The sequence below is a fragment of the Kribbella sp. NPDC048837 genome (assembly GCF_055586945.1).
The window spans coordinates 1293146-1318556 of the sequence record NZ_JBVJHF010000001.1; the positions used below are offsets into that span (position 1 = coordinate 1293146).

Consider the following 25411-nt stretch of genomic DNA (forward strand, 5'->3'; position numbering starts at 1 on the left):
GGTGTTACCGGTAGTCCTCACGGTCGTTTGTGGTGTCGATGCCGAGGGCGTCGCGCAGCTCCGTCTCCCGCTCGGCCATGCCCTCGCGGACCTGGTCGCCGAAGTGCCGGACCGCGGCGGCCAGCCTGGCCGCGGACTCCTGCACGCTCTCCGGGGCGAGCACCTGGACACGCTTCTTCAGCCGGGTGACGGCGTACACGCCGACGGCGATCCCGATGATCAGCCAGAAGATCCGCTTCACCGCTTCCGCGCCTTCCGCTCTGCTTTCATCTCTTCCTTGACGCGCCGGCTGACGTCCTTGCGCTGCTGATCACCGAGCGCCCGGCGGACGCCGTAGGTGAACGCGGCCGCCTTCACCAGCGGGCCGCCGGCGGTGGCCGAGAACAGCGACATCAGCGCGGCCGCGTTGGTGGTCACCGTGGTCGCGTTGTCGGTGATCGTGTCCACCTTGGCCAGCTGGGCGTTGGTGGTCGACACGGTGGTGGTCACCTCGCCGAGCAGCGGGACGGTCTCGTCGGAGACACCCTTGACCAGGATCCGGGTCTCGTCGAAGACCTTGCCCAGCTTCAGGATCGGATAGGCCAGCAGGCCCACCAGGATGAGCAGCGCGCAGGCTGCTATCAGCCCCGCGACTTCACCGACGCTCATGGAAACGATCCACCTTCCCGTTGCGACCTCGTGGACCGCCCGACCTTATCGCGCGCCCCTACCGCAGTCCGCTCCAGGACACCATCCCTCACATCACAGTCGCCCACCAAACCCGGTCATCCAGCCGGTGACGACTCCGTCGCGCTGGGTTCCGCCGGGGTGGTCGAGGGTTCCGGCGTACCGGACACGGTCGGACTCGGAGACGGCTCCGGTGTGGCCGACTCGGTCGGACTCGGCGAGGGCGGCGCGACGGGCACGGTCGGGGTCTGTGCCGGCTTGGTCGTGCTGGGTGACGGCTTGGTCGTGCTGGGTGACGGCTTGGTCGTGGCCGGCTTCGTCGGAGGTGGTGACGCCTTCGTCGTCGCGCTGCTCGGCGCCGGCGACGGCTGCTCCGGCTGGGACGACGGGACCGACCACGGTGGCGCCGGCGAGCTCGGCGTGGCCGTCGGCGAGCTGGTCGGGAACCAGGTGGTGCGCGGCGTCGACAGGTTCCGGGCCGGAACCCCCGGCCGCTGCCCCGACCGCGTCACGCCCGAGGTCCGCTCGACCTTCGGCTCCCGCGACGTCCTGCTCCCGAACGAATCGGTGCTCTGCGGCGCCTGCGTGGTCGCCGAGTCATGTGCCCCGAACGGGACGAAGAACAGGGAACCGGCCCCTACGACGGCGACCGCCGCCACCGCTCCTACCTTCAGAACGGGCAAACGCCGACGGCTGTGCCGCGGACCGGACTTCCGTAGATGTCGACCTAGGTTGTACTGCCTCAACGTGGAACCTTTCACCCCCAGGCCACACGCAGCCTACCCACTCGAACGCTTCAATCGAACAGGACCCTCAGTCCCTGGACGGTTCCGTCAGCCGCCCACGACAGCTCCATGGTGGGCGGCGGCGTGCTCGCTGGTCCGGCTCAATCGCGGTCCCGGAGGATCTTGCGGATGTTGGCTACGCGGTCGGCGTACGACGCTTCGCCGCCGCGGCGGGTGGGTTTGTAGTAGTCGGTGCCGTCGATGACGTCCGGTGCGTACTGCTGCGGGACGATGCCGCGCGGGTCGTCGTGGGAGTACTGGTACGACGAACCGTGGCCGATCTTCTTGGCGCCGGCGTAATGCGCATCCCGCAGATGCGGCGGCACAGGGCCCACTTTGCCCGCCTTCACGTCCGCGATCGCGGCGTCGACGGCCATGATCACCGCATTGGACTTCGGCGCCAGCGCGAGGGCGACGACCGCCTGGGCGAGGTTGATCCGGGCCTCCGGCATGCCGATCAGCTGCACCGCCTCGGCCGCGGCCACCGCGACACCGAGCGCGGTCGGGTCACCCATGCCGATGTCCTCGCTGGCCGAGATCACCAGCCGCCGCGCGATGAACCGCGGGTCCTCGCCGGCCTCGATCATCCGCGCCAGGTAGTGCATGGCCGCGTCCACATCCGAGCCCCGGATCGACTTGATGAGCGCCGAGGCGACGTCGTAGTGCTGGTCGCCGGCCCGGTCGTACACCACTGCGGCCCGGTCGACGGCCGTCTCCAGCGTCTTCAGGTCGATGGCCCCGGCTTCCTTCGCCCGCGCTCCCCCGGCCGCCGCCTCCAGGTAGGTCAGCGCACGGCGGGCGTCTCCCCCGGCCATCCGCAGCAGGTGCGCCCGCGCGTCGTCGGCCAGCTCGAACGCGCCGTTCAGCCCGCGCTCGTCGATCAGTGCGCGATCGAGCAGCGTAGAGATGTCGTCGTCGGTGAGCGACTCCAGCGTGAGCAGGAGGCTCCGGGAGAGCAGTGGGGAGATGACGGAGAAGAACGGGTTCTCGGTGGTGGCCGCGACGAGCGTGACCCACCGGTTCTCCACTCCCGGCAGCAACGCATCCTGCTGAGCCTTGGTGAACCGGTGCACCTCGTCGATGAACAGCACGGTCTCGACGACGCCCGTACCCCGTGACAGATCCCGGCGGGCACCGTCGATCACCTGGCGGACGTCCTTGACCCCCGCGGTGACGGCCGACAGCTCCACGAACTTCCGGTTCGTCTGGTGCGAGACGACGGCGGCGATCGTCGTCTTCCCCGTCCCGGGCGGACCCCAGAGAAGCAGCGACATCGGCTGGTCACCCTCGACCAGCCGCCGCAACGGCGATCCCGGCGCCAGCAGGTGCTGCTGCCCGACGAGCTCGTCCAGACTCCGCGGCCGCATCCGCACGGCCAGCGGAGCCGCCGTGTGGTCCATGTCCGCCAGGCTCCCGCCGCCCCGAGCAGGCGCAGGAGCTCCCGGAATGTCGAACAGACCCTCACTCACACCCCGCAGCCTATCCAGCGCCACCGACACCCGGATCGTCCGCGGTCAGGGAAGGCACCCGGCGGCGCGGGGCGAAGACTTCGTGCCACGTCCCGCTGCGCCGCAGCAGCACGATGGTCGGGATCTGCAGCGCGACGATCGTGGCCACCGTGATCACCGGATCTATGGCGGGTACGACGGGAATCGGCAGCGTGTACGTCGCGACGACCCGGATCACCGCGTCGATGACGGACGTGATCCCCCACAGCACGGTGATCTGTCGCCAGGCGTGCCGGAACCGTGGGTCCTCGTCCCACAGCCGGTCCATCACGGCGGCCCGCCCCGGCATGATCGCGCGGGTGAACGTGTAGCAGATCGGCTGCGGATGCCGGAGGGACCACAGCGTGATGCCGGCGAACGGGAGGCTGATCCAGGCGTTGCGAACCAGGAGCAGACGGGCGTCGCCGCCCAGGATCGCCACGATCGCGCTTCCGAGCATGCTGACGATCACCGCGACGCCCAGGAGGTCCGTACGGCGGCGGCGCGCGATGGAGATCCCCGCGCTGATCAAGCCGGGGACCGTGCCGGCCAGGAGAGCGGTCACGTTGCTCGCGCCGACTGCTCGCAGGCCGTAGTACAGGGCGAGCGGGGTGCCGATGTCGAAGAGGAGGAATCGCAGGCGGTCGCGGGTGCGGGACATGCCCCGAGACTCGCCCCCGATGCCGGTGGCCGGCATCGGGCCGACGGCTGGGGCCGATCAGACCAAAGTCGAAGGTCTACGCCTTGCTGCCGGGCTTCTTGTCATCCACGTCGTCGTCCGCGTCCCGGAGCTCCTCCGGCAACTCGTCCTCGTCGTCGGCGTCGCGGAGTTCCTCGGGAAGCTCGTCCTCGTCCACGTCCCGGAGCTCCTCGGGGAGGTCGTCCTGGTCGAACTCCTCCGGCAGGATCTCCTCGGACTCGGCCACCGACTCGGGCTTGATCGCGTTGCGGAGGCGGCCGAGGATGCGGTCGGCCTCGGTGCCGAAGGGGTTGTCGTTGACGAGATAGGTCCAGGTCGCGGTCGGCCGCGGGATGCCGCTGGCTTCCTCGTCCAGCCCCTCGGCGGTGATCTCGGCGCTCTGGAACGTCTCCACCGCATCGGTCCAGGAGTCAGCGATCAGCGTGTCGAACGACGCGATCGCGGACTTGTTGAACTCGTCGATCGGCTTCAGGTGCACGATGCCGCCGGCCAGTGAGCGCAGGTGGATGCCCTCGCGCAGGTCGGCCAGGTAGGCCAGGTGGTCGGTCCAGCGCCGGTCCAGATGATTCAGCGCGATCCGCCGGGCCGCGTCCTTCACCACGTCCTCGCCGACCTCGTCGACCAGTTCGTCGTACCGCTCCTTGGCCTTCTCCGCCAACTCGGTGGCGGCCAGGTCCTCGGTGAGCACCTTCTCGCGGGTGTCGAGGAGGATCGCCCGCTGCTGACCGGTCAGCCGGTGGTAGGACCACGTGGTCCGGTGCAGCTCGGCGTTCGCGCCGTCGGCCACCCGCTGGGCGTGCTCGAGCACCCCGAGCGACTTCCGATCGGTCAGCCGGCCGCTCTGGTCCGGATGCGGTCGCAGACCGGACGAAACGGAGTACCGGGTCACGAGCTCGTCGCCGAGGCTGGCGAAGAACAGCGAGCCGCCCGGGTCGCCCTGCCGCCCGGCGCGCCCGCGCAGCTGGTCGTCCAGCCGGCGGGACGCGTGCAGGCCGGTCCCGATCACGTAGAGGCCACCGAGCTCGATGGCCTTCTCCTTGTCGTGCGTCTCGTCCCGTCCACCCAGCCGGATGTCCGTACCGCGGCCGGCCATCTGCGTCGACACGGTCACCGTCCCCGGCACACCGGCCTCGGCGATGATCGCCGCTTCCTCGGCGTCGTTCTTCGCGTTCAGTACGACGTGCGGGATCTCGGCCGCCTCGAGCCGGTCGCTCAGCTGCTCGGACTCCTCCACGCTGTGCGTGCCGATCAGGATCGGCCGCCCGTCCTCGTGCACCTCGGCGATGTGCTCGACCAGCGCCACGTTCTTCTGCTCGGACGTCAGGTACAGCCGGTCGGGGTCGTCGACCCGGATGTTCGGCTTGTTCGGCGGCACGACGGCCACGTCGACCTCGTAGAACTCCTGCAGCGACTCCCCGACGACGACCGCCGTACCGGTCATGCCGCAGAGGGTCTTGTAGCCCTTCACCAGCGCCTGCACGGTGATGCTGTCCAGCACCTCGCCGGAGTCGCTGACCGGCACGGCCTCCTTCGCCTCCACGGCGGCCTGCAGACCGTCGGGCCAGCGCTGCAGCTTGGCGATCCGGCCGCGGTTGTTGTTGATCAGGCTGACCTTGCCGTCGCGGACCAGGTAGTCGACGTCCTTGCGCAGCAGCACCTCGGCGTGCAGCGCGACGTTGATCTGGGTCAGCCGGTCGAGATTGTCGTCCTCGTACAGATTGATCCCGCCGAGCGTCTCCTCGACCGTGTCCGTGCCCTTGTCGGTCAGCGCGACCGTCCGGCCGTCGCCGTCGATCTCGTAGTCCACACCCGCGCGCAGCGTCCGGACCAGCTGGACCACGTCGTCGTCCAGCTCCTCGGTCCGGGTCGCGCCGGCCAGCACCAGCGGCACCCGGGCCTCGTCGATCAGCACCGAGTCGGCCTCGTCCACCAGCGCCACGTCCGGCGCGGCCGTGACCCGGTCGGCCACGTCGGTGACGAGCCGGTCCCGCAGTACGTCGAAGCCGATCTCGCTCACCGGCGCGTAGCAGACATCCGCCTCGTACGCCGTCCGCCGTTCCTCCGGCGTCGACGCCTGGCCGATGTGCGACACCGTGACTCCGAGCAGCTCGTACACCGGGCCCATCCACTCGGCGTCGCGGCGGGCCAGGTAGTCGTTCACCGCGAGCACGTGGACCTTCCGGCCGCCGATCGCGTACCCGGCGGCGGCGAACGCGCCGGCCAGCGTCTTGCCCTCACCGGTGGCCATCTCGACGATCCGGCCCTGCAGCATCGCCAGCGCGCCGACGACCTGGCCGTCGAACGCGCGCTCGCCGAGCGCCCGCCGGCCCGCGTCCCGGGCCAGCGCGAGGAACTCGATCTGGTCGTCCTCGTGCAGCCCGCCGGTGGTGCGCAGCTCGGCGACCGCCTCGGTGAGCTCTTCGTCGGTCAGGGAGCGGACCGATTCCTCGGCCTCGCCGACCAGCTGGGTGAGCCGCTCGTACGGGCCGAGATCGATCGAGCCGGGGCGCTGCAGCAGCCGGCGGAAGCGAGACGCGATTTTCAGGGCCATGATGCAGGCAACGTACAGCCTGGACCGGTCGTTCCGCTCACCAGGTCAGGGAGTCCATTCGTACGGCGTGGTGATCGTGACACCGTACAGCCCCAGCTTCTGCAGGATCGGGCGGGAGTCCTCGGAGGCGTCCACCCGGAGGAACTCGTACCCGCGCTCCTTGGCCAGCCGGGCCCGATGCGCCAGCAGCGCGCTGTAGAGCCCCTGCCGCCGCCACTCCGGCAGCGTCCCGCCACCCCACAGGCTGGCGAACCCGGTCCCGGGATGGAACCGGATCCACGCGGCCGACACCGCCGGCCCGTCCGGCCCCTTCAGCGCGTCCTCGACCAGGAACACCGACAGCCGGTCCGGGAACATCCGGGCCTCGCCCTGCAACTGCTCCACGATGCGCGCCAGCCCGCTGTCCCACAGGGTGTGCGTGAGTTCGGCGATCCGGCGGTAGTCGTCCGGGCCCTCGGCCTCCCGCAGCCGCACCTTCGACGGCAGCGCGGACGGCCGCTCCAGGATCCGGTCGACCTCGCCGAGGATCAGCGTCTCCGGGTCCTCCTGACTGAACCCCGCCCGGACCAGCCGCTCACCGAGGTCGGCCGGCTCGTCGTACGCGTACGTCTTCCACTCGAACGGCAGCCCGCGGTCGCGGAAGAACGCCACCTGCGCCGCGATCACCGCATCCGGGTCGTCGCCCAGCCCGCGCGGCGTCTCGACGAACCCGGCACCATCCGGGCCCTCGACGTACGAGCGATGCACCAGACCGTCATGTTCCTGCTTCCAGCCGGGGATGGCGTCGGCGTCCGGGAGCCGGATCCGGCGGTGGAACACCTCGAGCAACTCATCAGGGGTCATCTGCACATCGTGCCCGATCGGCTACCTGAAATCACCGGGGTTAAAAGTAAACCAGTTGGCAACTGGTGTCGTCTCATAGGTGTCCTCAAAGGGGGGAACATCATGAACATCCACCACATCACTCGCAAGACGATCCTCGCCGCCGTCGCCATCATGGCGATCCCCGCGGCCGCGATCGCCGCGCCGAACCTCGTCGGCTCGTCCTCCGCCCCCCGTACCGTCGCCACCGCCTCGACCACCACCGCGTGCCCGCGCGGCTGGGGATCGTTGCCCGAGGCAAACAGCCGGATGACGCAGGCCCCGGTGACGAACGTCCGCACCGGCCGGCACGCCTGCTTCGACCGCCTCGTCGTCGACGTCCGCGGTCGCGCGGCCGGGTACGACGTCCGCTACGTGGGGACCGTCTACACCGACGGCGCCGGCTTCCCCGTCCCGCTCCGGGGTGGCGCGAAACTGCAGATCGTCGTCCGCGCCCCGGCGTACACCTCGGCCGGCACCTCGACGTACCGGCCGGCGAACCCGAAGGAACTGACGAACGTCGCCGGGTACAGCACGTTCCGCCAGGTCGCCTTCGCCGGCAGCTTCGAGGGACAGTCGACGATCGGGCTCGGGGTCCGCGCCCGGCTCCCGTTCCGCGTGTACACGCTGGCCGGGCCGGGATCGAACACCCGCCTGGTGATCGACGTCGCGCACCACTGGTAAGCGCCCACCCAGCGGTCGCCCGGGATCCTCCTCCCGGGCGACCGCGCCGCGTTCGGCTACAGCACGCGGTTGAGCAGGTCGTAGAAGGAGTTCGCGAGGATCAGCTCGTAGGGATCGGTGAGCAGTGCTCCGAGTTCCGCCATGTCCGACGGGGTCCAGGACCACGCGCCGATCAGACCGGAGATGAACAGCGGGCTCGCACCGTCCCAGTTCGCGATCCGCTGGTCCAGCGCGGCCTTGAACTCGACGGCTTTACCGGGTGCGCCCCAGACTCCGGTGATCGGCAGACCGCCCTGGCGGATCGTCAGCGGGTCGCCGTCCCAGGTCTGCATGATCCCCTTCACCGGCGTGTACTTCGCGTATCCCGCCGCGATCTCCTCGGAGAGCAGGATCCACTTGTCGTCCTGGCGGCTGCTGTACGCGTAGACCTGATCCATGCCGGTACGGCGCATGAACTCACCGGTCATCTGGAGGTACTGCGTCAGCTGGCCGGACTGCCACGAGCCTGGGTACGTGTACCCGCCACCGGACGGACCGCAGACCAGCAGGTCGTTGGCCGTCGCGGTCCGCTGGTAGTAGCTGTACAACCCGGGACCCGTCTCGGCGAGCAGCGGGCTGATGGTCCAGTTGGTCGGCACCTGGCCCCGCTTCGGGTCGTCCCAGATGTCGCGCAGCCGGCGCTGGCAGTACTGGATGTTGTCGCCCTCGCCGAAGGTCAGCGTCAGGTACACCTTGTTCTTCGGCTTGCTGATCCGCCGGACCGGCCGGACCTTGTCCGAGATCGGGGCGGTGAACCCGGCGTGGACCGTGCCGTTCATGTAGAAGTCGGCCGCGACCACCGGCGAACCGCCCTGCGAGGCGAGGTCGACGCCGTCCCACTCACCGGAGACGTCGTTGGCGAACCAGCCCATGTACGGCGCGAGCGTCGGGTACTTGGCGAAGTGCTCGATCAGCAGTTCCCCGGTCTCACCGGCCGGCGGCAGCCAGCTCACCAGGGCCTTGGTGGCTACCACGTAGTCGCGGAAGTACGCGAACGGCTCGATCCGGGTCGGCGCGGTGTCGGTGGCCGAGACCAGGTACTGGTTCCACATCGTCACGGTGACGACCAAGGACGTCGTACCCGCCGGTGGTTCGAAGCGGTAGATGAAATAGCCGCCGCCGTCGCTGAACCGGTTGGCCTCGCCACCGATCGACGAGTTGACGCCGTCGAACAGGTACGGCTCCTCCTCCGGGGTGCCGGGCAGGAAGTGCGCGATCTGGGTGCCGTTCGCCTTGACCGTGACCTCGGAGACCGAAGGTCCCCAGCCGTCGTCGGTGAACGAGTCCTGGAACCGGACGAACACCGCCTCCTGGCCGAGCTTCGCCGAGACGTCGAGGTCGTAGGTGCCGCGGTTCGACGAGTCCCGGATCTGCCGGGTCTCGCGGGCGATCTCCTGCCACTGCACGTTCTCGACCGCGACCACCCGGGTCGGCGGCAGGCCGGCGAGCAGTTGGTGGGTGACCCGCGGGAACAGGTTGTCGAGCTGCCACCGGTACGTCTTCACCCGGTCGTCGTCGAACATCCCGCGCAGGTCCTTCACGATCCGCAGACCGTGCGCCTTGGCCTGGTCGGCGTCCGCGACGACCGCGTTCTCCAACCCGGCCAGAGTCGTTGCCACGTTGAGCGAATCCGGTACGGCGGGGTCGTGCACGATCGCGCCCCGGATCCGGCCGCGGTACTTGGCGACCAGGTCCAGCGGGTTCGCGTACGTCGTGGTGGGCAGGTGCATGTCGGTCAGCCACTTCACGTCCGGCGTACTCATGGTGCCGGTGTCGTAGCTGAAGTAGAGCTCGGGCCGAGTACGGTTGACGACGCCTTGCAACGTTGTCAGCAGCGTCTGATCGCCGCCGTTGAGTTTGCTGACGTCGCCGTAGTCCAGGTGTTTCGGGCGGTTGAACACCGGCAGGAGCCGGGAGCCGCTTCCGGTCGTGAGATCGGCGGCATTCGCGCTGGCGGTAAGGCCCGGAAGCAACCCGAACCCACCCGCCGTCACCGCGCCAGTGCCCGCCAGGAACGCACGTCTCGAGACCATCGTGACCACTCCCTGAGGTTGACATCGATGTCAAATCAGCCGGGAGATTAGCAACGTGGGAACGGTGTGTACAGGCCTCGTTACAACGTTGACCCAGATATTCTGGAATCGTTTCCGAGGCAGCCGTGCCGAGTCCGGCCCGCGCGCGCTGCGCATACGATCCTCAGGTGACCGGGTCCTGGCTCCAGGGTGCCGCCCACGGGCGTCGCCCGGGGCGGCCTGTCGCCCGCCGTCTGGAGCGGCTCGGCGATCTCGGCGCCCGGCCGGAGGACACCCACGACGAGCGGCTCCGGCAGGGCACGCTCATCTTCTCGTCGCTGCTGATCACGGCGCTCTCCACGATCTGGGTGATCACGTACCTCGCCTACGGCGACCCGGTCTCGGCCGCGATCCCGGCGTTCTACCAGGTGATCACGGTGATCGGGCTGGCCGTCCTGGCCCGGACGCGGCATTTCGCCACGTTCCGCACCACGCAACTGCTGGCGTTCCTGGTGCTGCCGGCCTTGCTGCAGGTCTCGCTCGGCGGCTTCGTGGCCTCGAGCGCGATGATCCTGTGGGCGGTGTTCACCCCACTGGCGGCGCTCGCGCTGCTCGGTATCCGGCGCTCGGTGGCGTGGCTGGTGGCGTTCTTCGTCGAGCTGGCCGCGCTCGCCCTCATCGATTCCCGACTCGCACAATCTCCGTCGGCACTGCCGGCCGGCTTCGTGGAAACGTTCCTGGCACTGAACATCGCGGGCGTCATGGTGAGCTCGTACGTGATGCTCGGCTACTTCGTGGAGCAACGGGAGCGAGTCCATCGGGATCTCCAGGCCGAGCGGGAGCGTTCGGAGCGGCTCCTGCTCAACGTGCTGCCGGAGCCGATCGCCGAACGCCTCAAGACAGAGCCAGGGGTGATCGCGGAACACTACGACGCGGTCAGCGTGCTCTTCGCCGACATCGTCGGCTTCACGGCGCGATCGGCAGTGATGGCCGCGGCGGACGTCGTGAAGCTGCTGGACCAGGTGTTCTCCGCATTCGACCGGATCGCCGACGCCGAGGGGGTCGAGAAGATCAAGACGATCGGCGACGCGTACATGCTGGTCGGCGGCCTACCGATGCCGCGGCCCGACCACCTCGCGGCGGTCGCCCGGACCGCGCTCGCGCTGCGCGACGAGGTCGCCCGGATCGCGGCCCTGCCCGGGCAGGACTGGCTCGAGGTCCGGATAGGGATCGACTCGGGACCGGTGGTGGCCGGCGTGATCGGCCGGCGCAAGTTCATCTACGACCTCTGGGGCGACACCGTGAACACCGCGAGCCGGATGGAGTCCCACGGCCCACCCGGCGAGATCCAGGTCACCGGACGGGTTGCCGCCGCCCTCGGCCCGGCGTTCGCCGTACGGCCACGCGGCACCATCGAGGTCAAGGGAAAGGGCCTGATGCAGACCTTTCTCCTCGACCGTCCCTAGCGCCCGCCGACCCCGGCCGGCCTGGCGGAGGTCCCTGCTCGCCCTGTCGTCGGGCGGGCGGAACTGCGACCCTGTGGGCATGGATGAGAGCGCGGCCGGGCCGCGTGACCTGACTACGCGGGCTCGGTGGGCGGTGGGGAAGGCTGCTCGGAAGCGGCAGCCGCGGCGGTCCCATGCCAAGTGGGAGCCTGCGCCCGATCGGCCGGACCCCGTCGACATCCTCGAGGAACAGGCTGCGACCCGCGAGCAGGATCTGGTCCCGATTCGCTACGGCCGGATGCTGTCGTCGCCGTTCGCCTTCTTTCGCGGCGGTCCCGCGATCATGGCGAACGATCTCGCCGGGAGTCCCACGAGTGGCATCACCGTCCAGGCGTGCGGCGATGCGCACCTGGTCAACTTCGGACTGTTCGCATCCCCGGAACGGGACCTCGTCTTCGATGTGAACGATTTCGACGAGACACTGCTGGGACCGTGGGAGTGGGACGTGAAGCGCCTGGCGGCGAGCGTTGCGATCGCGGCTCGACAGAAGGGCCTCGGTGCCGACCAGCAACGCGATGCGGCCTGGCTGACCGTTCGCGGCTACCGGGAGGCCATGCTCGGTTTCGCCGGGTTGTCGACGATCGAGCTGTGGTACCTGCACATGTCGTCCGATCAGCTGACCGACATCGCCAGGCGGCTGGAGGCGGAGTTCGGGGTCACGGCACCCAAGCTGGCCCCTGACCGGCTGGAGAAGATCTTCGCGAGGGCCAGGGAGCGCAACAGTCTGGGCGCCCTGACCAGGCTCTGCCAGAACGACGGTACGACGGTCCGTCTGGCCAGCCGCCCGCCGCTGCTGGTCCCGGTCCGGGAACTGTGGTCCGCCGACGACGCGAACCGTGCTGCCCAGGGCATTCAACTGGCCTTCGACAGGTACCGGGCGAGCCTTCGGGACGACCGCCGAGCGCTGCTCGACCAGTACCAGATCGTCGACCTGGCGCGGAAGGTGGTGGGTGTCGGAAGTGTCGGCACCCGCTGTTACGTGGTCCTCCTGCGGGGCAAGAGCCAGGACGACGTGCTGTTCCTCCAGGTCAAGCAGGCCGAGGCTTCCGTTCTCGAACCTCACCTGGCGGCCAGCGGCTATCCGAACCACGGGCATCGGGTGGTGGCCGGCCAGCGCCTGCTCCAGTCGTTGTCGGACGAGTTCCTCGGCTGGTCGACAACAGCGGACGGAAACGACTACTACGTACGTCAGCTCTGGGACATGAAGGGCGAGATCGACCCGGCGAAGCTCACTCCCGGCGGCCTGGGCGTGTACGGCGCCCTGTGCGGATGGACCCTTGCTCGCGCCCATGGCAGGGGCGGTGACGAGGTTGCGATCGCGGGCTACCTGGGAAAGACCGACACGTTCGACCACGCGATCGCGGACTTCGCCGTCACCTACGCCGACATCAACGACCAGGACCACAAGAGACTCGCAGCGGCAGTCGACGCAGGAAGAATCAAGGCCGCAATCTGACCAGGCTCCGCGCCAGCGTGGGGATCATCACCGTCGCGGCGACGAGGTGCAGCCCGATGAGGGCGGTGGTGGTGGCGGTGTTCGCCCCGGAGAGGAGGGGCGCGACCAACGAGAGCGCGGTCAGCGACACCGTCGTCCACACGAATCGCTGGGCGGGGCGAGCGCTCCACCGAAGAAGAGCGACGGCAATGACGACGCCCACGACCGAGAAGAAGCCGGTCACCACGGCGATCCCGGACAACGGGATCGTCTCGCCGGCATCGGAGACCTCGAAGTCGACGCCGGCGGCTCGGGCCAGCGCGGCGGCGAGGGTGGTGGCCACCATCGCCGCGATTGTGGCAAGGAAGCCGGTGCCGACGAGCTCGCGGAACCGGTGGGTGTGGCTGGTCCGGCCCGATGCCGGGCCTGCGGCAGCCCCGGTGTCATTCGTGCTGTTCATGTCGTTCCTCAACATTCGGTCAGTGGGGGTGTGTTGACTGGCAGGTGACGGTCCCGGCCCTTGGGGGTGACGATGCGCACCCTCGCCGTACGACGGCCGGGGTTCCGCAGGGCGCGGACGCCGGTGCCACGGAGCCAGAACCCGGCATCGCGTCCGAGGACCGGCCCGGGCGCGCCGTCGCGCAGCTCCAGCTGCACCCGCCCACGGGTGACGACGCCGAACGCGTCGTACCACTCAGATGCGATCACCGCGACACGCTCGCCACCGCGCAGCGCGAGCGTCCGCACCGGGACTACTCCGAGCCGTCCGCCCGCAGGCGCTCCGGTAGCCCGAGCCGCGGGAACTGGTCGTCGTGGAACGTGACGATCTCGGTGATCGCCCCGCCGGTGACGCGCAGGACGTCGATCGTCAGCGGCAGGTACGCGCCGTCCTGCTCCCGCCAGTGGTAGAAGGCGACGGCGGGCTGCCGGTTCACGAAGGTGGGTACGGCGCGCAGGCCCGTCATGCCCTCGAAGCCGCTCTCGAGCCAGTCGTGCACCACCGCGTCGCGACCGACGTACAGGCCCGGCGTGGGCGGCATCGAGCAGCGGACGTCATCCCGCAGCAGTGCGGCGACCCCGTCGACGTCGGTGGCGACGCTGGCCTCGGTGTAGCGGCGGACGAGGTCCAGGGTCGCCGGGTCGTCCGCACCGTCCGCCGTCCACTCCCGGCGCTCGGCGGGCAGGTGCTCCCGCATGCCGGCACGGGCCCGCTGCAGCGCGCTGTTCACGGAGTTGACGGAGTCCCCGAGGAGCTCCGCGACGTCCTTCGCCGGCCAGCCGAGCACGTCCCGCAGGATCAGCACGGCCCGCGGGCGCGGCGCGAGGTGCTGGACCGCGACCAGGTAGGCCAGCTCGATCGTCTCCCGCGCGACGGCGACGCTCTCCGGCTCGTCCGCGTCGCCCGCGGGCAGCTCGTCGAGCAACCGGTCCGGGTAGGGCTGCAGCCACAGCACCTCGCCGCCGGTCGCGGGCTCCGGTCGACGCTTGGCGAGCAGGTCCAGGCAGGCGTTGGTGGCGATCCGGTACAGCCAGGCCCGGAACGTCGACCGCCCCTCGAAGCTCTCCCGCCGCCGCCAGGCCCGCAGGAACGTCTCCTGCACGGTGTCCTCGGCGTCCTCGAACGACCCGAGCATCCGGTAGCAGTGCACATGCAGCTCCCGCCGATGCCGCTCCGCCAGCCCCGAGAACGCCGGCTCGTCAACCTCGCCCAGCCCGCTCACACCCAGTTCCTCCAGCCGCAGATCCGCACTCATCACGTCATCCTTCCGCCTCGTCATGTCCGTTCGTAGGTATGACGGGCGCAGACCCGACAACTCATCACTCAGGCGGTGGCCTCGACCTGGAGTCCGGCGGCCAGGCGGTGAGGGTGTCGCCGCGGCGCAGGTTGGGCAGGGACGCAAAGCCCCGGCGGCCGGGGTCGCGAATCATCGCCCCACTCGTGGACGGACGCCGCCAAGCCGTCGAGCGCGGGCGGTAGCCCGCAGGCCGCGGGGCGGCAGCACCGCACACCGCAAACCACGGGGCGACAGCACCGCACACCGCGGGCGGCAGCCCGCAAGACCGCGGGCCGGTAGGCCCGCTCGGCGCCGGCGTAAGCCCGGCCCGGAATGCACCGGCGCTGAGCCGGGGGGTGGGTGGGAGCGGGCGTAGCGGGCTCGACGAGGAGCGGAGCGACGAGGAGGGGCTGCGGAGCACGCGTGGGGTGGACCCACCTACCAGGTGCGGTGGAGGATTTCGGTGGCTTCGGGGAGGCTGAGGCCGGCGCGGTGGGCGGCTCGGGCGAAGACGGTGGCGGCGGCTCGGGTTTCCTCGTCGTCGACGCGGCTGCGGGAGGCCAGGACGAAGGTGCCGTTGCGGCCGCGGGTTTCGACCAGGCGGTCGGCTTCCAGCTCCTTGTACGCGCGCGCCACGGTGTTGACCGCCAGCCCGAGATCGCCGGCCAGCTGCCGCACCGTCGGCAACCGGGCGCCCCGGGCCAGCTCGCCGGCCCGGATGAGCCCGTCGATCTGGTCCTTCACCTGTTCGTACGGCGGTTTCGCGGCAGACGGGTCCACCGAGATGATCACCCCGACCAGCTCCCTCCGAGTCTTTGTAGCAAATGTATTGATACAAAGACTCGGAGGTCAAGCGAAGTCGGCCGCGGTGTACGGCTTCTGCTCGACCAGGACCAGCCAGTTGCCGGAGTTGTCGCGCAGGACCGCCTCCACGCCGTACGGGCGATCGGACGGTTCCTGGATGTACTCGACCCCCTTGGCGACCAGGTCGGCGAAGGTCTTGTGGCAGTCGTCGGTGGCGAGGCCGACGCCGTGCATCGAGCCCTTCGCCATGATCCGCTGGATCCAGCCGGCCGACTCCTCGTCGAGAGGCGGGCCGGGCCGCATCAGCGCCAGTTCGAGCTCGGGGTGGTTGGCCTGGTGCACCGTGCACCAACGGAAGTCCTCGCTGAGCGTGATGTCCTCCCCCAGCACGAACCCGAGCTTCTCGGTGTAGAACGCCTTCGCCTCGTCGATGTCGTTCACATAGACGGTCACCAGGCTGACGTTGGTGATCACGGTTCCTCCTCGTCGTTGTCGCTGGTACGACGGTAGGCCGCGGCCGCTCCCGGTTGCTTCTCCGGAATTGCGGAGTTCAGCCCGAGCATGAAGACGAAGCACCCCGGGATCCGCGCACCTGGCTGGGTCCGCTGGTACTGCGTCGGCGTCATCCCGACCAGCTCGGTGAACCGCTGCGAGAACGACCCCAGGCTGCTGTACCCGACCAGCCCGCACACCTCCGTCACGGTCAGGTTGGTCGCCCGCAGCAGGTCGGTGGCGCGCTCGATCCGCCGCCGGGTGACGTACTGCATCGGCGTCTCGCCGTACTCCGCCGCGAAACACCGCAGGAAGTGGTACTTCGACACCCCGGCGGCCGCCGCCAGCCCGGCCAGGTCGAGCGGCTCGGAATAGTTGCGGTCAGCAACATCCCGGGCTCGCCGCAGGTGCGGCAGCAACTCGACCGGTACGACGCTCGGCACAGTCCGAGCCTAGTCCCCGCGGAGGAACGACTCCACGACCGCGGCGTACCGCTCCGGCTCCTCGACGTTCGGCAGGTGACTGGACTCCGCGAACACCTCCCAGCGGGCATCCGGGATCAGCTCCGCGTACGGCGATACGCACACCGGCTGGGCCTCGTCGTACGCACCGGAGACGACCAGCGTCGGTACGGCGATCCGCGGCAGCCGGTCCACGATCGTCCAGTCCTTCAGGCTCCCCACGACGTGGAACTCACTCGGCCCGTTCATCGTGTAGTAGACGGTCGGGTCTTCCTCGATCGACGCGAACGCCGCGGCCACCTCCGGCGGGTTGGGCACGACCCGGCAGACGTGCCGGTCGTAGAACTCCTTCATCGCGGCCGCGTACTCCGGCGAGTCCGTCGTCTCCGCCACCTCGTGCTTGCGCAGCGTCTCCTCCACCTCCGCCGGCAACTCCGCCCGCAACGACGCCGCCGCCTCGAGCCACAACGGCATCGACGCCGGCGAGTTGGAGATCACCAGGCGCCGCAATCCGGCCGGACGCCGTACGGCGTGTTCCGCCGCCAGCATCCCACCCCACGACTGCCCCAGCAGGTGGTAGTCGTCCGCGATCCCCAGGTGATCCAGCAGATTGTCCAGCTCCTCCAGGAAAAGCTCGACCGTCCAGTACGACGGATCCGCGTCAGGCAGATGGGTCGAGTTCCCACACCCCAACTGGTCGTAATGAATCACGGGCCGGCCGACCGCGAGCGCGGTCAACGACAGCAAGTACTGATGCGTCGCCCCGGGCCCACCGTGGGCGAGCACCAACGGCGTGACGCCACTGCCCAGGTCCCCGGTGATCCGGTACCACGTCTCGCCGTCGGAGAACGGCACCCGGCCTTCACGGGTCGGGGGGAGGATCTCGTACGACTCGGCGCTGCTCATCACAGTGTCCTTTCAGGCATCCAGCCAGTCCCGCACGTGCCGGCGCAGGAAGTCGAGGTCGGCGGGGATGTCGCGAGGTGAGCCCGCGCGATGCCCCCAGATACTCGGGATCTCCACCAGTTCCGCCTTCCGCAACGAGGCCAGCTCGAGCTCGTTGTCCGCGGTCCGGAAGTACAAGTCGGTGGCCGACGGCATCAGCAGCACGCGGGCGGTGATCGCCCCGAGCGCGGCGTCCAGGTCGCCGTCGTACGACGTACCGATGTCGGCCTCGAGCCACGTGAGTGCTTGCGCGTACTGGTCGGCGGCGGCGCCCTCGGCGAAGCGATCCACCCAGTCGGTCTGCAGGAACGAGTCAAGATCCGGCGCCCCCAGCACGGACTCGAACAACCGCTCCCGGTAGAAGTCCTGGCTCAATCCCCAGCCGGCGTACACGTGCGCGAAAGCACGCTTGGCGGCGACCGGCTCCGCCGTGAACCGCCCGTTGCCGGCGTACTCGGGAGCGGCTTCCAGGATCCGCAGCAGACCGGACAGGAAGACCCGGTTGTGCGGCGAGGTTCGCGCGCTCCCGCAGACGACGATCGCGCGCTCGACGAAGTCGGGGTAGAGAGCCGCCCAGTGGTACGCCTGGCCGGCGCCCATCGAGAACCCGTACGCCGCCGCGAGTCGATCGATCCCGAACAGCTCGGTGAGCAGCCGGTACTGCGCGTGCACGTTGTCCGCCATCGTGACGAGCGACGGGAACTCCGGGTCCGTCGACGCGCTCGAGGAGAGCCCGTTGCTGAACATGTCCGGGATGACGACGAACCACCGCTCGGGATCCAGCACACCGTCGGGACCGATCAGCCACTCCTGCGTCTCGTGCGTCGCCCCGTAACTGCACGGGTAGACGATCACGTTGTCGCGCGCCGGGGACAGCGTGCCGTGCGTCTGCCAGGAGAGCTTGGCGTTCCGGATGACACCGCCCTGCTCGAGCTTCAGGTCGCCGAGTTCGAAGCTGCCGGTTGTCATGCGAGGACTCCGGCTGGGAGGAGGGCGTGGACTCCCCAGGTCTGGTTCGCGATCTGGGTGACGCGGAGATCGACGGCGGTGCTGGCAAGTGCCAGGGCGGTGCTCTTGCCGACGTCGAGGATCGCCTGCATCCAGCGCACCATCGCGTCCAGCGCGTCACCGGTCGCGACGTTCAGGTCGGCGTCGAACCCGAAGGTGATCCGGCCGGCCGGGGTCTCCGCGTGGATCGACTCGATCGGGCGCGGTTCGCGGACCAGGTCCACGGCCAGTGTCGTGGTCATCGGGCACTCGATCGCCGTACCGCCGACCTCACCGTCGCCTTGGGCGGCGTGACCGTCGCCGAGGCTCATCATCGCGTCCGCGACCGCGACCGGCAGGTAGAGCGTCGACCCCGCGACCAGGGACTTGCAGTCGATGTTGCCGCCACCGACGGCTCGCGGCGGGATCGTGGAGTGCTCGCCAGCGGCCTCGGGGGCCACGCCGATGACGCCGAGGAACGGTGCGAGGTCACGGGTGAAGCCGCCGTTGCAGCGGCCGGTTCCACCGTCGGGATCGAGATCCCAGAGCAGCCAGGCCGGTTGATCGGTGACGCCCAGCCGCTCGGTGACCGGCGACTTCAGGGCGCCCGCGACGGTCCAGCCCCAAGGGTCGGGGGTCAGCGAGACCAGGTGGATCGCGAGCACGTCCCCAGGCTGCGCACCGCGAACCGCGATCGGCCCGGTCAGGCAGTGGCCGCGCGCCTCGTCGAACATCCTCGGCTGCTGCTCACCGGGGGTGGTCTGCGGTGACAGGTAGCCCGAGGCATCCAGTGAATGGACGGTCAGCGTGTCGCCGGGGTCGATCGTCAGCACCGGAGGCTGCTCGGCGCTGAACACGTCGACGGTGGTCTCGGGGGTTGCGTCGAGCTTGTGGATCATCGTCTACCTCACGGGCGTCAGGACGTGGGTGGTCAGGGGATGGTGGCACGCGACCGCGTGCAGGCCGTCAGAGGGCTTCAGTACCGGGACCTCCGTGGCACAGCGCTCGGTCGCGAGCGGGCACCGCGTCCGGAAGTGGCAGCCGCTCGGCGGATCGATGGCCGACGGCAACTCTCCGCCGAGGCCGGTCGACCGGGCCGCGGCCTCCCGGTTCTTCGCCGACTCCGGCACCGGGATCGCCTTGATCAGCCCGGCCGTGTACGGGTGGCGCGGTGCGCTGTAGACGTCCTCACCGGCTCCGAGCTCGACGAGCCGGCCGAGGTACATCACGCCGATCCGGTCGGCCAGGTACTTCAGTAGCGACAGGTCGTGCGAGATCACGACGTACGTCTGGCCGTACCGCTCCTGCAGCGACCGCATCAGGTTGAGGATCTGCGCCTGGACCGAGACGTCCAGCGCGGACACCGGCTCGTCCGCGACGATCACCTTCGGCCGGAGCGCCAGTGCGCGGGCCATCGCGATCCGCTGCCGCTGACCACCCGAGAACTCGTGCGGGTACCGCTCCGCCGCCTCGGGTGGCAGTCCGACCGCTGCCAGCAGTTCGGCCACGGTACGGCGTCGTTCGCGCCGGGTGCCGACTCCCTGAGCCACCAGCGGCTCCGCGATCAGCGCGGCAACGGTCATCCGTGGATCGAGCGCTGCAGCCGAATCCTGGAACATCATCTGGAGATCACGCCGGCGCTTCCGGAATCCGGTCCGGCTCTGCGCCGACAAGTCCCGGCCGTCGAAGCTGACGGATCCGCTGGTCGGCCGTTCCAGCCCGACCAGCATCCGCCCGAGGGTGGTCTTGCCGCAGCCCGACTCCCCGACGATGCCCAAGGTCTCCCCGGCCGCGATGGTCAGCGTCACGCCCGACACCGCCTGCACCGACCGCGACGCGGCGAACGGCCGCTTCGACCGCACCCCGAATCGCTTGTGTACGTCGAAGAGCTGCACCAGCGAGTCAGAGCCGCCCGGCTCCGCCGCCTGCCGTACGCCGGCAACCGCGGCGGCGGCCGGCGTACGCCCGTCGGCCGGATGCAAGCAGGCGTGCATGTGCTCCCCGCCGACGGGCGACGGATCGGTACGGCGGCAGTCGCCCTGCGCGAACGCACACCGCGGAGCGAACCGGCACCCCGGCGTCAGGTCGAGCAACTTCGGCGGACTGCCGGGAATCGTGGCCAGCTCCGCGTTCCGGTCGAGCTCCAAGGTCGGCATCGCCGCGAGCAACGCCTCGGTGTACCGATGCCGCGGCGCCTCGAACAACTCCCGTACGCCGCTCTGCTCGACCACCTGCCCGCCGTACATGACGGCGACCCGATCGGCGTACTCGGCGATCACCCCCATGTCGTGGGTGATCAGCAGGACGCCCATCGACAGCTGCGACTTCAGGTCGTCGATCAGGGTCAGGATCTGGGCCTGGATCGAGACGTCCAGCGCGGTCGTCGGCTCGTCGGCGATCAGCAGCTTCGGATCGCACATCAGGCCGAGCGCGATCATCACGCGTTGCCGCATCCCGCCGGACAGCTGGTGCGGGTAGTCGTCGAGCCGCTCGCGCGGTCGCGGCATCCCCACCAGTCCGAGCACCTCGGTCGCCCGGGCCGTCGCCGCGGCGCGGCTGCTCTGGACGTGGATCCGGTACGCCTCCCGCAACTGACTGCCGATCGTCCGGACCGGGTTCAGCGAGGTCATCGGGTCCTGGAAGATCATCGCCAGCTCGCTGCCACGCACCTTGCGCATGGCCGGCTCGTCCAGGTCGGTCAGCTCGCGGCCGTCCAGCCGGATCGAGCCGCCGGCGATCGAACCCCCGGGCGGCAGCAGCCTCATGATCGACATCCCGGTCATCGTCTTGCCGGACCCGGACTCCCCCACCACACCAAGGGTCTCCCCGGCCCGGACGGCGAAGCTCACCCCGTCGACAGGACGGATCCGGCCTTGTGCGGTGTCGATCTCGGTCCGCAGCGCGGTCACCTCAAGCAGACTCATGCGCGATGTCACCTCCGTGACGGGACAGCCGGATCGCGAGCCGGCGGAAGCTTCGGCCGAACCTGATCCCGGCCCGTGGATCCAGCACCCGCATCAGGTGATCGCCGGAGAAGTTCGCGAGCAGGATGGTCGCCATGATCGCGAGCCCGGGGAACGTCGACAGCCACCAGGCGTCGGCCAGATTGGTCGCACCCGCGGCCAGGTCACTCCCCCAGTCCGGCGCCGGCAGCCGGACACCGAGACCGAGGAAGCTCAGGGTGGTGGCGGTCAGGATGCCCCAGCCGATCGCGCTGCTGCCGAGCACGACCACCTCGGTCAGCAGGTTGGGCAGCAGGTGCCGCCACGAGGTGCGGAGCGTGGTGGAACCGAACACCCGGGCGGCCTCGACGTACTCGACCTTGCGGAGCCGGCGGACCGAGGACTCGACGACCCGCGCGAAACCGGGGGTGAAGGCGATCCCGATCGCCAGCACGATGCTGCGGACACCCGATCCCGCGGTGGCGATCAGGATCAACGCGATCAGCAGCACCGGCAGGGCGAGGAACACGTCCACCAGCCGCATCACCACGGCGTTCAGCCAGCGCGGAGCCACACCGCCCAGTACGCCGATCGCGACGCCCGCCGCGGTGGCGAGAAGCACGCCCAGGAAACTCGCGATGAGCACCGGGCGCGCGCCATACACTGTGCGGCTGTAGACATCCCGGCCGAGCAGATCCGTGCCGAACAGATGGCTGGCGCTGGGTCCCTCGAGGTGCGCATCGCTCGTCGCGACCGGGTCGACGTGCGCCAGCACGCCGGGCGCGACCAGGAGCAGGAACACCAGCAGGACCGCGACGCTCAGCGCCACCCACTTGAGCCGGCTCATGCCGCCGCCTCCTGCCGGGTGCGTGGGTCGATGGCGCCGACGACCAGGTCCACGCCGAGGTTGATCACCACGTAGGCGATGCCGATCACGACCACGGCGCCCTGGACGACCGGGATGTTCTTGCTGGTGATCGACGTGGCCAGGAAGCTCCCCAGTCCGGCCCGGCCGAAGATCACCTCGGTGATGGCGGCACCGGTCAGGATGTTGCCGAACTGCAGGCCGATCGTCGTCACCGCCGGCACCGAGGAGTTCCGCAGCACGTGCCGCAGGAGCACCCGCCCTTCGGTACTGCCGCGCGCCCGGGCGGACTTCACGTAGTCGCTGCGCATCTCGTCGATCACCCGGCCGCGGACGAGTCTGGTCAGGATCGCCGCGTAGCCCCAGCCCAGCGAGATCGCCGGCAGCACCAGGCTCTTCGCCGTACCGTCGTCGATCGCGGACAGCAGCTGCAGCTTGACGCTGAAGACGAGCACGAGCAGCAGGGCGAGGAAGAAGTACGGCACCGCGACCCCGGCGAACGAGATCCACCGCGCCACGGTGTCCAGGACCGAGCCGGGACGCATCCCCGCGACCAGTCCCAGCGGTACGCCGACCAGCACCGCGACCAGCATCGAGGTCGCCGTCAGGATCAGCGTGCTCGGTGCCCTGGACAACAACTCGTGACTGACCGGCGTCTGGGTCAGGAACGACGTACCCAGGTTGCCGTGGACCAGGTTGACAGCGAAGTCGGCGTACTGGCGCCACAACGGATCGTTGAGTCCGAGTTGCTGGCGCAGCGTCGCGATCTGTTCCGGCGACGCGTTCGCGCCGTACAGGATCACTTTGGCCGGATCACCCGGTACGACGTGCACCAGGACGAACGCGATCAGGGTGATGCCGATGACGACCGGGATCGCCGCGCCCAGCCGTCGCACCACGAACAGCAGCATCAGCCGACCGTGGCGCTGTGGAACGCCAGGTAGCCGTTCAGGGTCTGGTGCAGGTTCTGCACCTTCGGCGACAGCGTGAACGCGCCGGCCACGTCCCACAGCGGCAGGTACATCGAGTCCTGCATCAGCTTCGCGCCGACCTGTTCGTACAGGCTGTTGCGGGTGGCGTCGGCCGCGGTCGCGTTCGCCGTGGCGATCAGCTTGTCCACCGCCGGGTTGGCGTAGTGCGACCAGTTGAAGCCGGACTGGATCGCATTCGAGTTGACCCAGATGTTCAGCAGGTAGGGGTCCGCGCCGTAGTAGCCGAAAGAGCCCAGGTTGTGCGCGCCGGAGTTGAAGCTCGCCTGCGCCGTCGCGAACGGCTGGACACCGGTATTAGCGCTGAACCCGACCTTCTGCAGCTCCGACACCACGAACTGCGTCGGCAACTCCAGGCCGCCACCGCTGAACAGGATGATCTCGAGGCTGAGCTTCTTGCCGTTCTTGGTCCGGGTCCCGCCGTCGCCGACCGTCCAGCCGGCCTGGTCGAGCAGCTTGCCGGCCTTGTCCGGGTCGTAGGAGTAGGTCTTGCTCGCCGCCTCGCTGAAGCCCGGCGTGATCGGGGTGAGCACGTTGTGCGCAGGCTTGTAGACGTCGTACAGGACGTCCTTCACGAGCGCGTCCTGGTCGACGGCGTACATGATCGCCTGCCGCACCAGCGGGTCGTCGGTCGGCGGCTTGGTCACGTTGATCGGCATCCCCAGCGGCGTACCGATGGAGGGCACCAGCAACTGCTGGAACTTGCCGGACTTCTGCGCCGCGGAGATGTTGTTGGGCGGCAGGTTCATGGCGATCTGCAACTGCCCGCTCTGCAAGGCGTTGTAGCGACCGCTGTCGTCGGTGACGATCCGGAAGACCAGCTTGTCCAGCTTGGCCGGGCCGTCGCCCAGGGCCTTCGGACCCCAGGTGTACTTCGGGTTCTTCAGCAGCGTCAGCTGGCTCCCGGCCTGGTAGCTCTGGAAGGTGAACGGCCCGGTCCCGACGGGATTGTTCCCGAAACCGGTCGGCCCGTACTTCGCCAGCGCGGTCGGTGACGAGATGCCGAAGTTGCCGGCCGCCTGCTGGTGCAGGAACGACGCGTTCGGCGCCGTGAAGACGATCTGCACGGTGTAGTCGTCGAGGATCTTGGTCTCCTTGTACGGCCCGAGCGCACCGAGACCACTCTTGGACTTGGTCTTCGGGTCGACCACGTGGTCGTACGTCGCCTTGACCGCCTTCGCGTCGAACGTCGTCCCGTCGTGGAACGTGACGCCCTTGCGCAGCTTGAAGGTGTACACCGAGGCGTCCGGTGAGATCGTCCACGACTCCGCCAGGCCCGGGTGGAAGGCACTGCCACCCTTTCCGTCGGGCAGCCAGTAGACCAGCGGGTCGAACAGCGCGAACGAGATCAGCAGCGTGAGCGCGAGCCCGGTGGCGCCGGGGTCGAGGGTGTCGGGGGTGGCGTTGATCCCCATGGTCAACGTGCCGCCACCGGCCGGGGTGGCCGCGGACGAGGTGCTGTCACCACAGGCGGTGAGCATCGGGGCGAGGCCGATCCCGGCGGCCAGCCCGCCGCCGAGGCCGAGCAGCCTGCGACGGGAGATCTGACCTGGATGCGTGAGGTTCATGCGACGTGCTCCTTGGGCAGGCAGGAGAGGGGTTGTTCCGTATGTTGTATACGGAACTTGCTACGCGCATGTTTCAGGCCAGGCACGCGATGGTTTCAAAAGTGCCGACTCGTATACAGAAACGGTCAGCTCACGCGGAGGCGCGGGGCTCCAGATGCGGGCGGAGCGCGTTGCGGACGCTGAGCACGTGGTGGCGGGCGGCCGCCTCGGCCAGGTCCGGATCAGCCGCGGCGATCGCCGCGATCAGGCCGTGGTGCTCGGCCCAGGCGGCCGGGTTCTGCAACGGGGCGCTCTGCCGCAACAGCCACTGACCACGCTTGACCATCGGGATCGCCATCGCGATCAGGTAGTCGTTCCTGGTCAGTTCGAAGATCAGCGAGTGCAGCTCGGTGTGCAGGGTCGACAGGGCGTCGAGGTCCTGGTCCGGCCCGGACTCGCTGACCAGGTCGAGAATGGCCCACGCCCTTGCGATCAAGGCGGTTTCGGGATTCTCGACCGACGCCGCCAGCCGGGCACCCAGTGGTTCGAGGGCGAGCCGGACGTGGAACAGGTCCTCGGCCTGCTGGGCCGACAGCCTGGCCACGAAGGCACCCCGCCGCGCCGTCACGTCGAGGAATCCCTCGGCCTCGAGCACTCGCATGGCCTCGCGGATCGGGTTGCGCGACACCCCCAGCTGCTGGGCGAGCCGATCCTCGACCAAGCGCTCCCCCGGCGGCAGCGAGCCGGCCAGGATCAGCCGCCGCAACTCCGCGGCCACCACATCGCGCAACGGCCGATGTCCGTCACCCACGAGAGCCGGCTGCGTAGTCACCCGGTTCATCGTATACGAAACCCCCGGGACCGCTCCCGGCCCCGGGG

The 25411-nt window shown here is 69.4% G+C and carries 25 protein-coding genes; 3 read left to right on the forward strand and 22 right to left on the reverse strand.

Annotated features, from left to right (window positions below; all coding sequences use genetic code 11):
- Positions 1–4: 4 nt before the first annotated feature.
- The 7 genes from ACZ6O0_RS05935 to ACZ6O0_RS05965 form a co-directional block, all read right to left on the reverse strand.
- Complete coding sequence (locus tag ACZ6O0_RS05935) at positions 5–241, reverse strand: DUF6167 family protein (RefSeq protein ID WP_465763683.1); 237 nt, start codon at positions 239–241, stop codon at positions 5–7.
- Entirely contained in the window at positions 238–648 is a 411-nt protein-coding gene (locus ACZ6O0_RS05940; protein ID WP_465763684.1) for a DUF948 domain-containing protein, read from the reverse strand. The genes ACZ6O0_RS05935 and ACZ6O0_RS05940 overlap by 4 nt, the downstream gene beginning before the upstream one ends.
- Positions 649–741: 93 nt before the next feature.
- Entirely contained in the window at positions 742–1065 is a 324-nt protein-coding gene (locus tag ACZ6O0_RS05945; protein WP_465763685.1) for a hypothetical protein, read from the reverse strand.
- 487 nt (positions 1066–1552) lie between these two features.
- Entirely contained in the window at positions 1553–2920 is a 1368-nt protein-coding gene (locus ACZ6O0_RS05950) for a replication-associated recombination protein A (protein WP_465763686.1), read from the reverse strand.
- Between the two features lie 10 nt (positions 2921–2930).
- A complete protein-coding gene (locus ACZ6O0_RS05955) occupies positions 2931–3599 on the reverse strand; it encodes a VC0807 family protein (protein WP_465763687.1) in 669 nt (222 codons plus the stop codon).
- 76 nt (positions 3600–3675) lie between these two features.
- Positions 3676–6189, reverse strand: a complete 2514-nt coding sequence (secA2, locus tag ACZ6O0_RS05960) for an accessory Sec system translocase SecA2 (RefSeq protein WP_465763688.1) — start codon at positions 6187–6189, stop codon at positions 3676–3678.
- Between the two features lie 45 nt (positions 6190–6234).
- Positions 6235–7032 (reverse strand): GNAT family N-acetyltransferase, encoded by a 798-nt coding sequence (locus ACZ6O0_RS05965; RefSeq protein ID WP_465763689.1) that lies wholly within the window; start codon positions 7030–7032, stop codon positions 6235–6237.
- Positions 7033–7134: 102 nt separating this feature from the next.
- Between ACZ6O0_RS05965 and ACZ6O0_RS05970 the strand changes: the two genes are divergently transcribed.
- On the forward strand, positions 7135–7734 hold the full coding sequence (locus ACZ6O0_RS05970) for an AMIN-like domain-containing (lipo)protein (RefSeq protein WP_465763690.1): 600 nt from the start codon (positions 7135–7137) through the stop codon (positions 7732–7734).
- A 56-nt stretch (positions 7735–7790) separates the two neighbouring features.
- Here ACZ6O0_RS05970 and ACZ6O0_RS05975 read toward each other — a convergent pair whose 3' ends face one another.
- Positions 7791–9806, reverse strand: a complete 2016-nt coding sequence (locus tag ACZ6O0_RS05975; protein ID WP_465763691.1) for a GxGYxYP domain-containing protein — start codon at positions 9804–9806, stop codon at positions 7791–7793.
- 167 nt (positions 9807–9973) lie between these two features.
- On the opposite strand from ACZ6O0_RS05975, the gene ACZ6O0_RS05980 reads away from it, so the two are divergent.
- Together ACZ6O0_RS05980 and ACZ6O0_RS05985 are read left to right on the forward strand one after the other, a co-directional pair.
- Complete coding sequence (locus ACZ6O0_RS05980; protein ID WP_465763692.1) at positions 9974–11251, forward strand: adenylate/guanylate cyclase domain-containing protein; 1278 nt, start codon at positions 9974–9976, stop codon at positions 11249–11251.
- Between the two features lie 79 nt (positions 11252–11330).
- On the forward strand, positions 11331–12746 hold the full coding sequence (locus ACZ6O0_RS05985; RefSeq protein ID WP_465763693.1) for a DUF2252 domain-containing protein: 1416 nt from the start codon (positions 11331–11333) through the stop codon (positions 12744–12746).
- On the opposite strand, the gene ACZ6O0_RS05990 is transcribed toward ACZ6O0_RS05985, so the two are convergent.
- The 14 genes from ACZ6O0_RS05990 to ACZ6O0_RS06055 all read right to left on the reverse strand — a co-directional run bounded on the left by ACZ6O0_RS05990 (position 12730) and on the right by ACZ6O0_RS06055 (position 25364).
- Positions 12730–13185 (reverse strand): DUF6069 family protein, encoded by a 456-nt coding sequence (locus tag ACZ6O0_RS05990; protein WP_465763694.1) that lies wholly within the window; start codon positions 13183–13185, stop codon positions 12730–12732. The genes ACZ6O0_RS05985 and ACZ6O0_RS05990 overlap by 17 nt on opposite strands.
- Before the next feature lie 8 nt (positions 13186–13193).
- The gene (locus ACZ6O0_RS05995) at positions 13194–13433 is read right to left on the reverse strand and encodes a hypothetical protein (RefSeq protein ID WP_465763695.1); all 240 of its coding nucleotides are present in this window, start codon (positions 13431–13433) and stop codon (positions 13194–13196) included.
- A 44-nt stretch (positions 13434–13477) separates the two neighbouring features.
- Positions 13478–14479: an RNA polymerase subunit sigma-70 gene (locus ACZ6O0_RS06000; RefSeq protein ID WP_465763696.1), complete on the reverse strand. Its 1002-nt coding sequence runs from the start codon at positions 14477–14479 to the stop codon at positions 13478–13480.
- A 459-nt stretch (positions 14480–14938) separates the two neighbouring features.
- Positions 14939–15292: a GntR family transcriptional regulator gene (locus tag ACZ6O0_RS06005; protein WP_465763697.1), complete on the reverse strand. Its 354-nt coding sequence runs from the start codon at positions 15290–15292 to the stop codon at positions 14939–14941.
- Positions 15293–15349: 57 nt separating this feature from the next.
- The gene (locus ACZ6O0_RS06010) at positions 15350–15778 is read right to left on the reverse strand and encodes a VOC family protein (protein WP_465763698.1); all 429 of its coding nucleotides are present in this window, start codon (positions 15776–15778) and stop codon (positions 15350–15352) included.
- Positions 15775–16239 (reverse strand): helix-turn-helix transcriptional regulator, encoded by a 465-nt coding sequence (locus ACZ6O0_RS06015; RefSeq protein WP_465763699.1) that lies wholly within the window; start codon positions 16237–16239, stop codon positions 15775–15777. Before ACZ6O0_RS06015 ends, ACZ6O0_RS06010 begins: the two co-directional genes overlap by 4 nt.
- A gap of 9 nt (positions 16240–16248) precedes the next feature.
- On the reverse strand, positions 16249–17163 hold the full coding sequence (locus ACZ6O0_RS06020; protein ID WP_465763700.1) for a proline iminopeptidase-family hydrolase: 915 nt from the start codon (positions 17161–17163) through the stop codon (positions 16249–16251).
- A gap of 12 nt (positions 17164–17175) precedes the next feature.
- Positions 17176–18171 (reverse strand): alpha/beta fold hydrolase, encoded by a 996-nt coding sequence (locus ACZ6O0_RS06025; RefSeq protein WP_465763701.1) that lies wholly within the window; start codon positions 18169–18171, stop codon positions 17176–17178.
- A complete protein-coding gene (locus ACZ6O0_RS06030) occupies positions 18168–19088 on the reverse strand; it encodes an acetamidase/formamidase family protein (RefSeq protein WP_465763702.1) in 921 nt (306 codons plus the stop codon). The genes ACZ6O0_RS06025 and ACZ6O0_RS06030 overlap by 4 nt, the downstream gene beginning before the upstream one ends.
- A 3-nt stretch (positions 19089–19091) precedes the next feature.
- Positions 19092–21113 carry an ABC transporter ATP-binding protein gene (locus ACZ6O0_RS06035; protein WP_465763703.1) on the reverse strand — a complete coding sequence of 674 codons (2022 nt, stop codon included), beginning with the start codon at positions 21111–21113 and terminating at the stop codon, positions 19092–19094.
- Positions 21100–21978: an ABC transporter permease gene (locus tag ACZ6O0_RS06040; protein ID WP_465763704.1), complete on the reverse strand. Its 879-nt coding sequence runs from the start codon at positions 21976–21978 to the stop codon at positions 21100–21102. The genes ACZ6O0_RS06035 and ACZ6O0_RS06040 overlap by 14 nt, the downstream gene beginning before the upstream one ends.
- Positions 21975–22907 carry an ABC transporter permease gene (locus ACZ6O0_RS06045; protein ID WP_465763705.1) on the reverse strand — a complete coding sequence of 311 codons (933 nt, stop codon included), beginning with the start codon at positions 22905–22907 and terminating at the stop codon, positions 21975–21977. The genes ACZ6O0_RS06040 and ACZ6O0_RS06045 overlap by 4 nt, the downstream gene beginning before the upstream one ends.
- Complete coding sequence (locus ACZ6O0_RS06050; protein WP_465763706.1) at positions 22907–24553, reverse strand: ABC transporter substrate-binding protein; 1647 nt, start codon at positions 24551–24553, stop codon at positions 22907–22909. The genes ACZ6O0_RS06045 and ACZ6O0_RS06050 overlap by 1 nt, the downstream gene beginning before the upstream one ends.
- A 130-nt stretch (positions 24554–24683) precedes the next feature.
- The gene (locus tag ACZ6O0_RS06055) at positions 24684–25364 is read right to left on the reverse strand and encodes a GntR family transcriptional regulator (RefSeq protein ID WP_465763707.1); all 681 of its coding nucleotides are present in this window, start codon (positions 25362–25364) and stop codon (positions 24684–24686) included.
- Positions 25365–25411 lie beyond the last annotated feature (47 nt).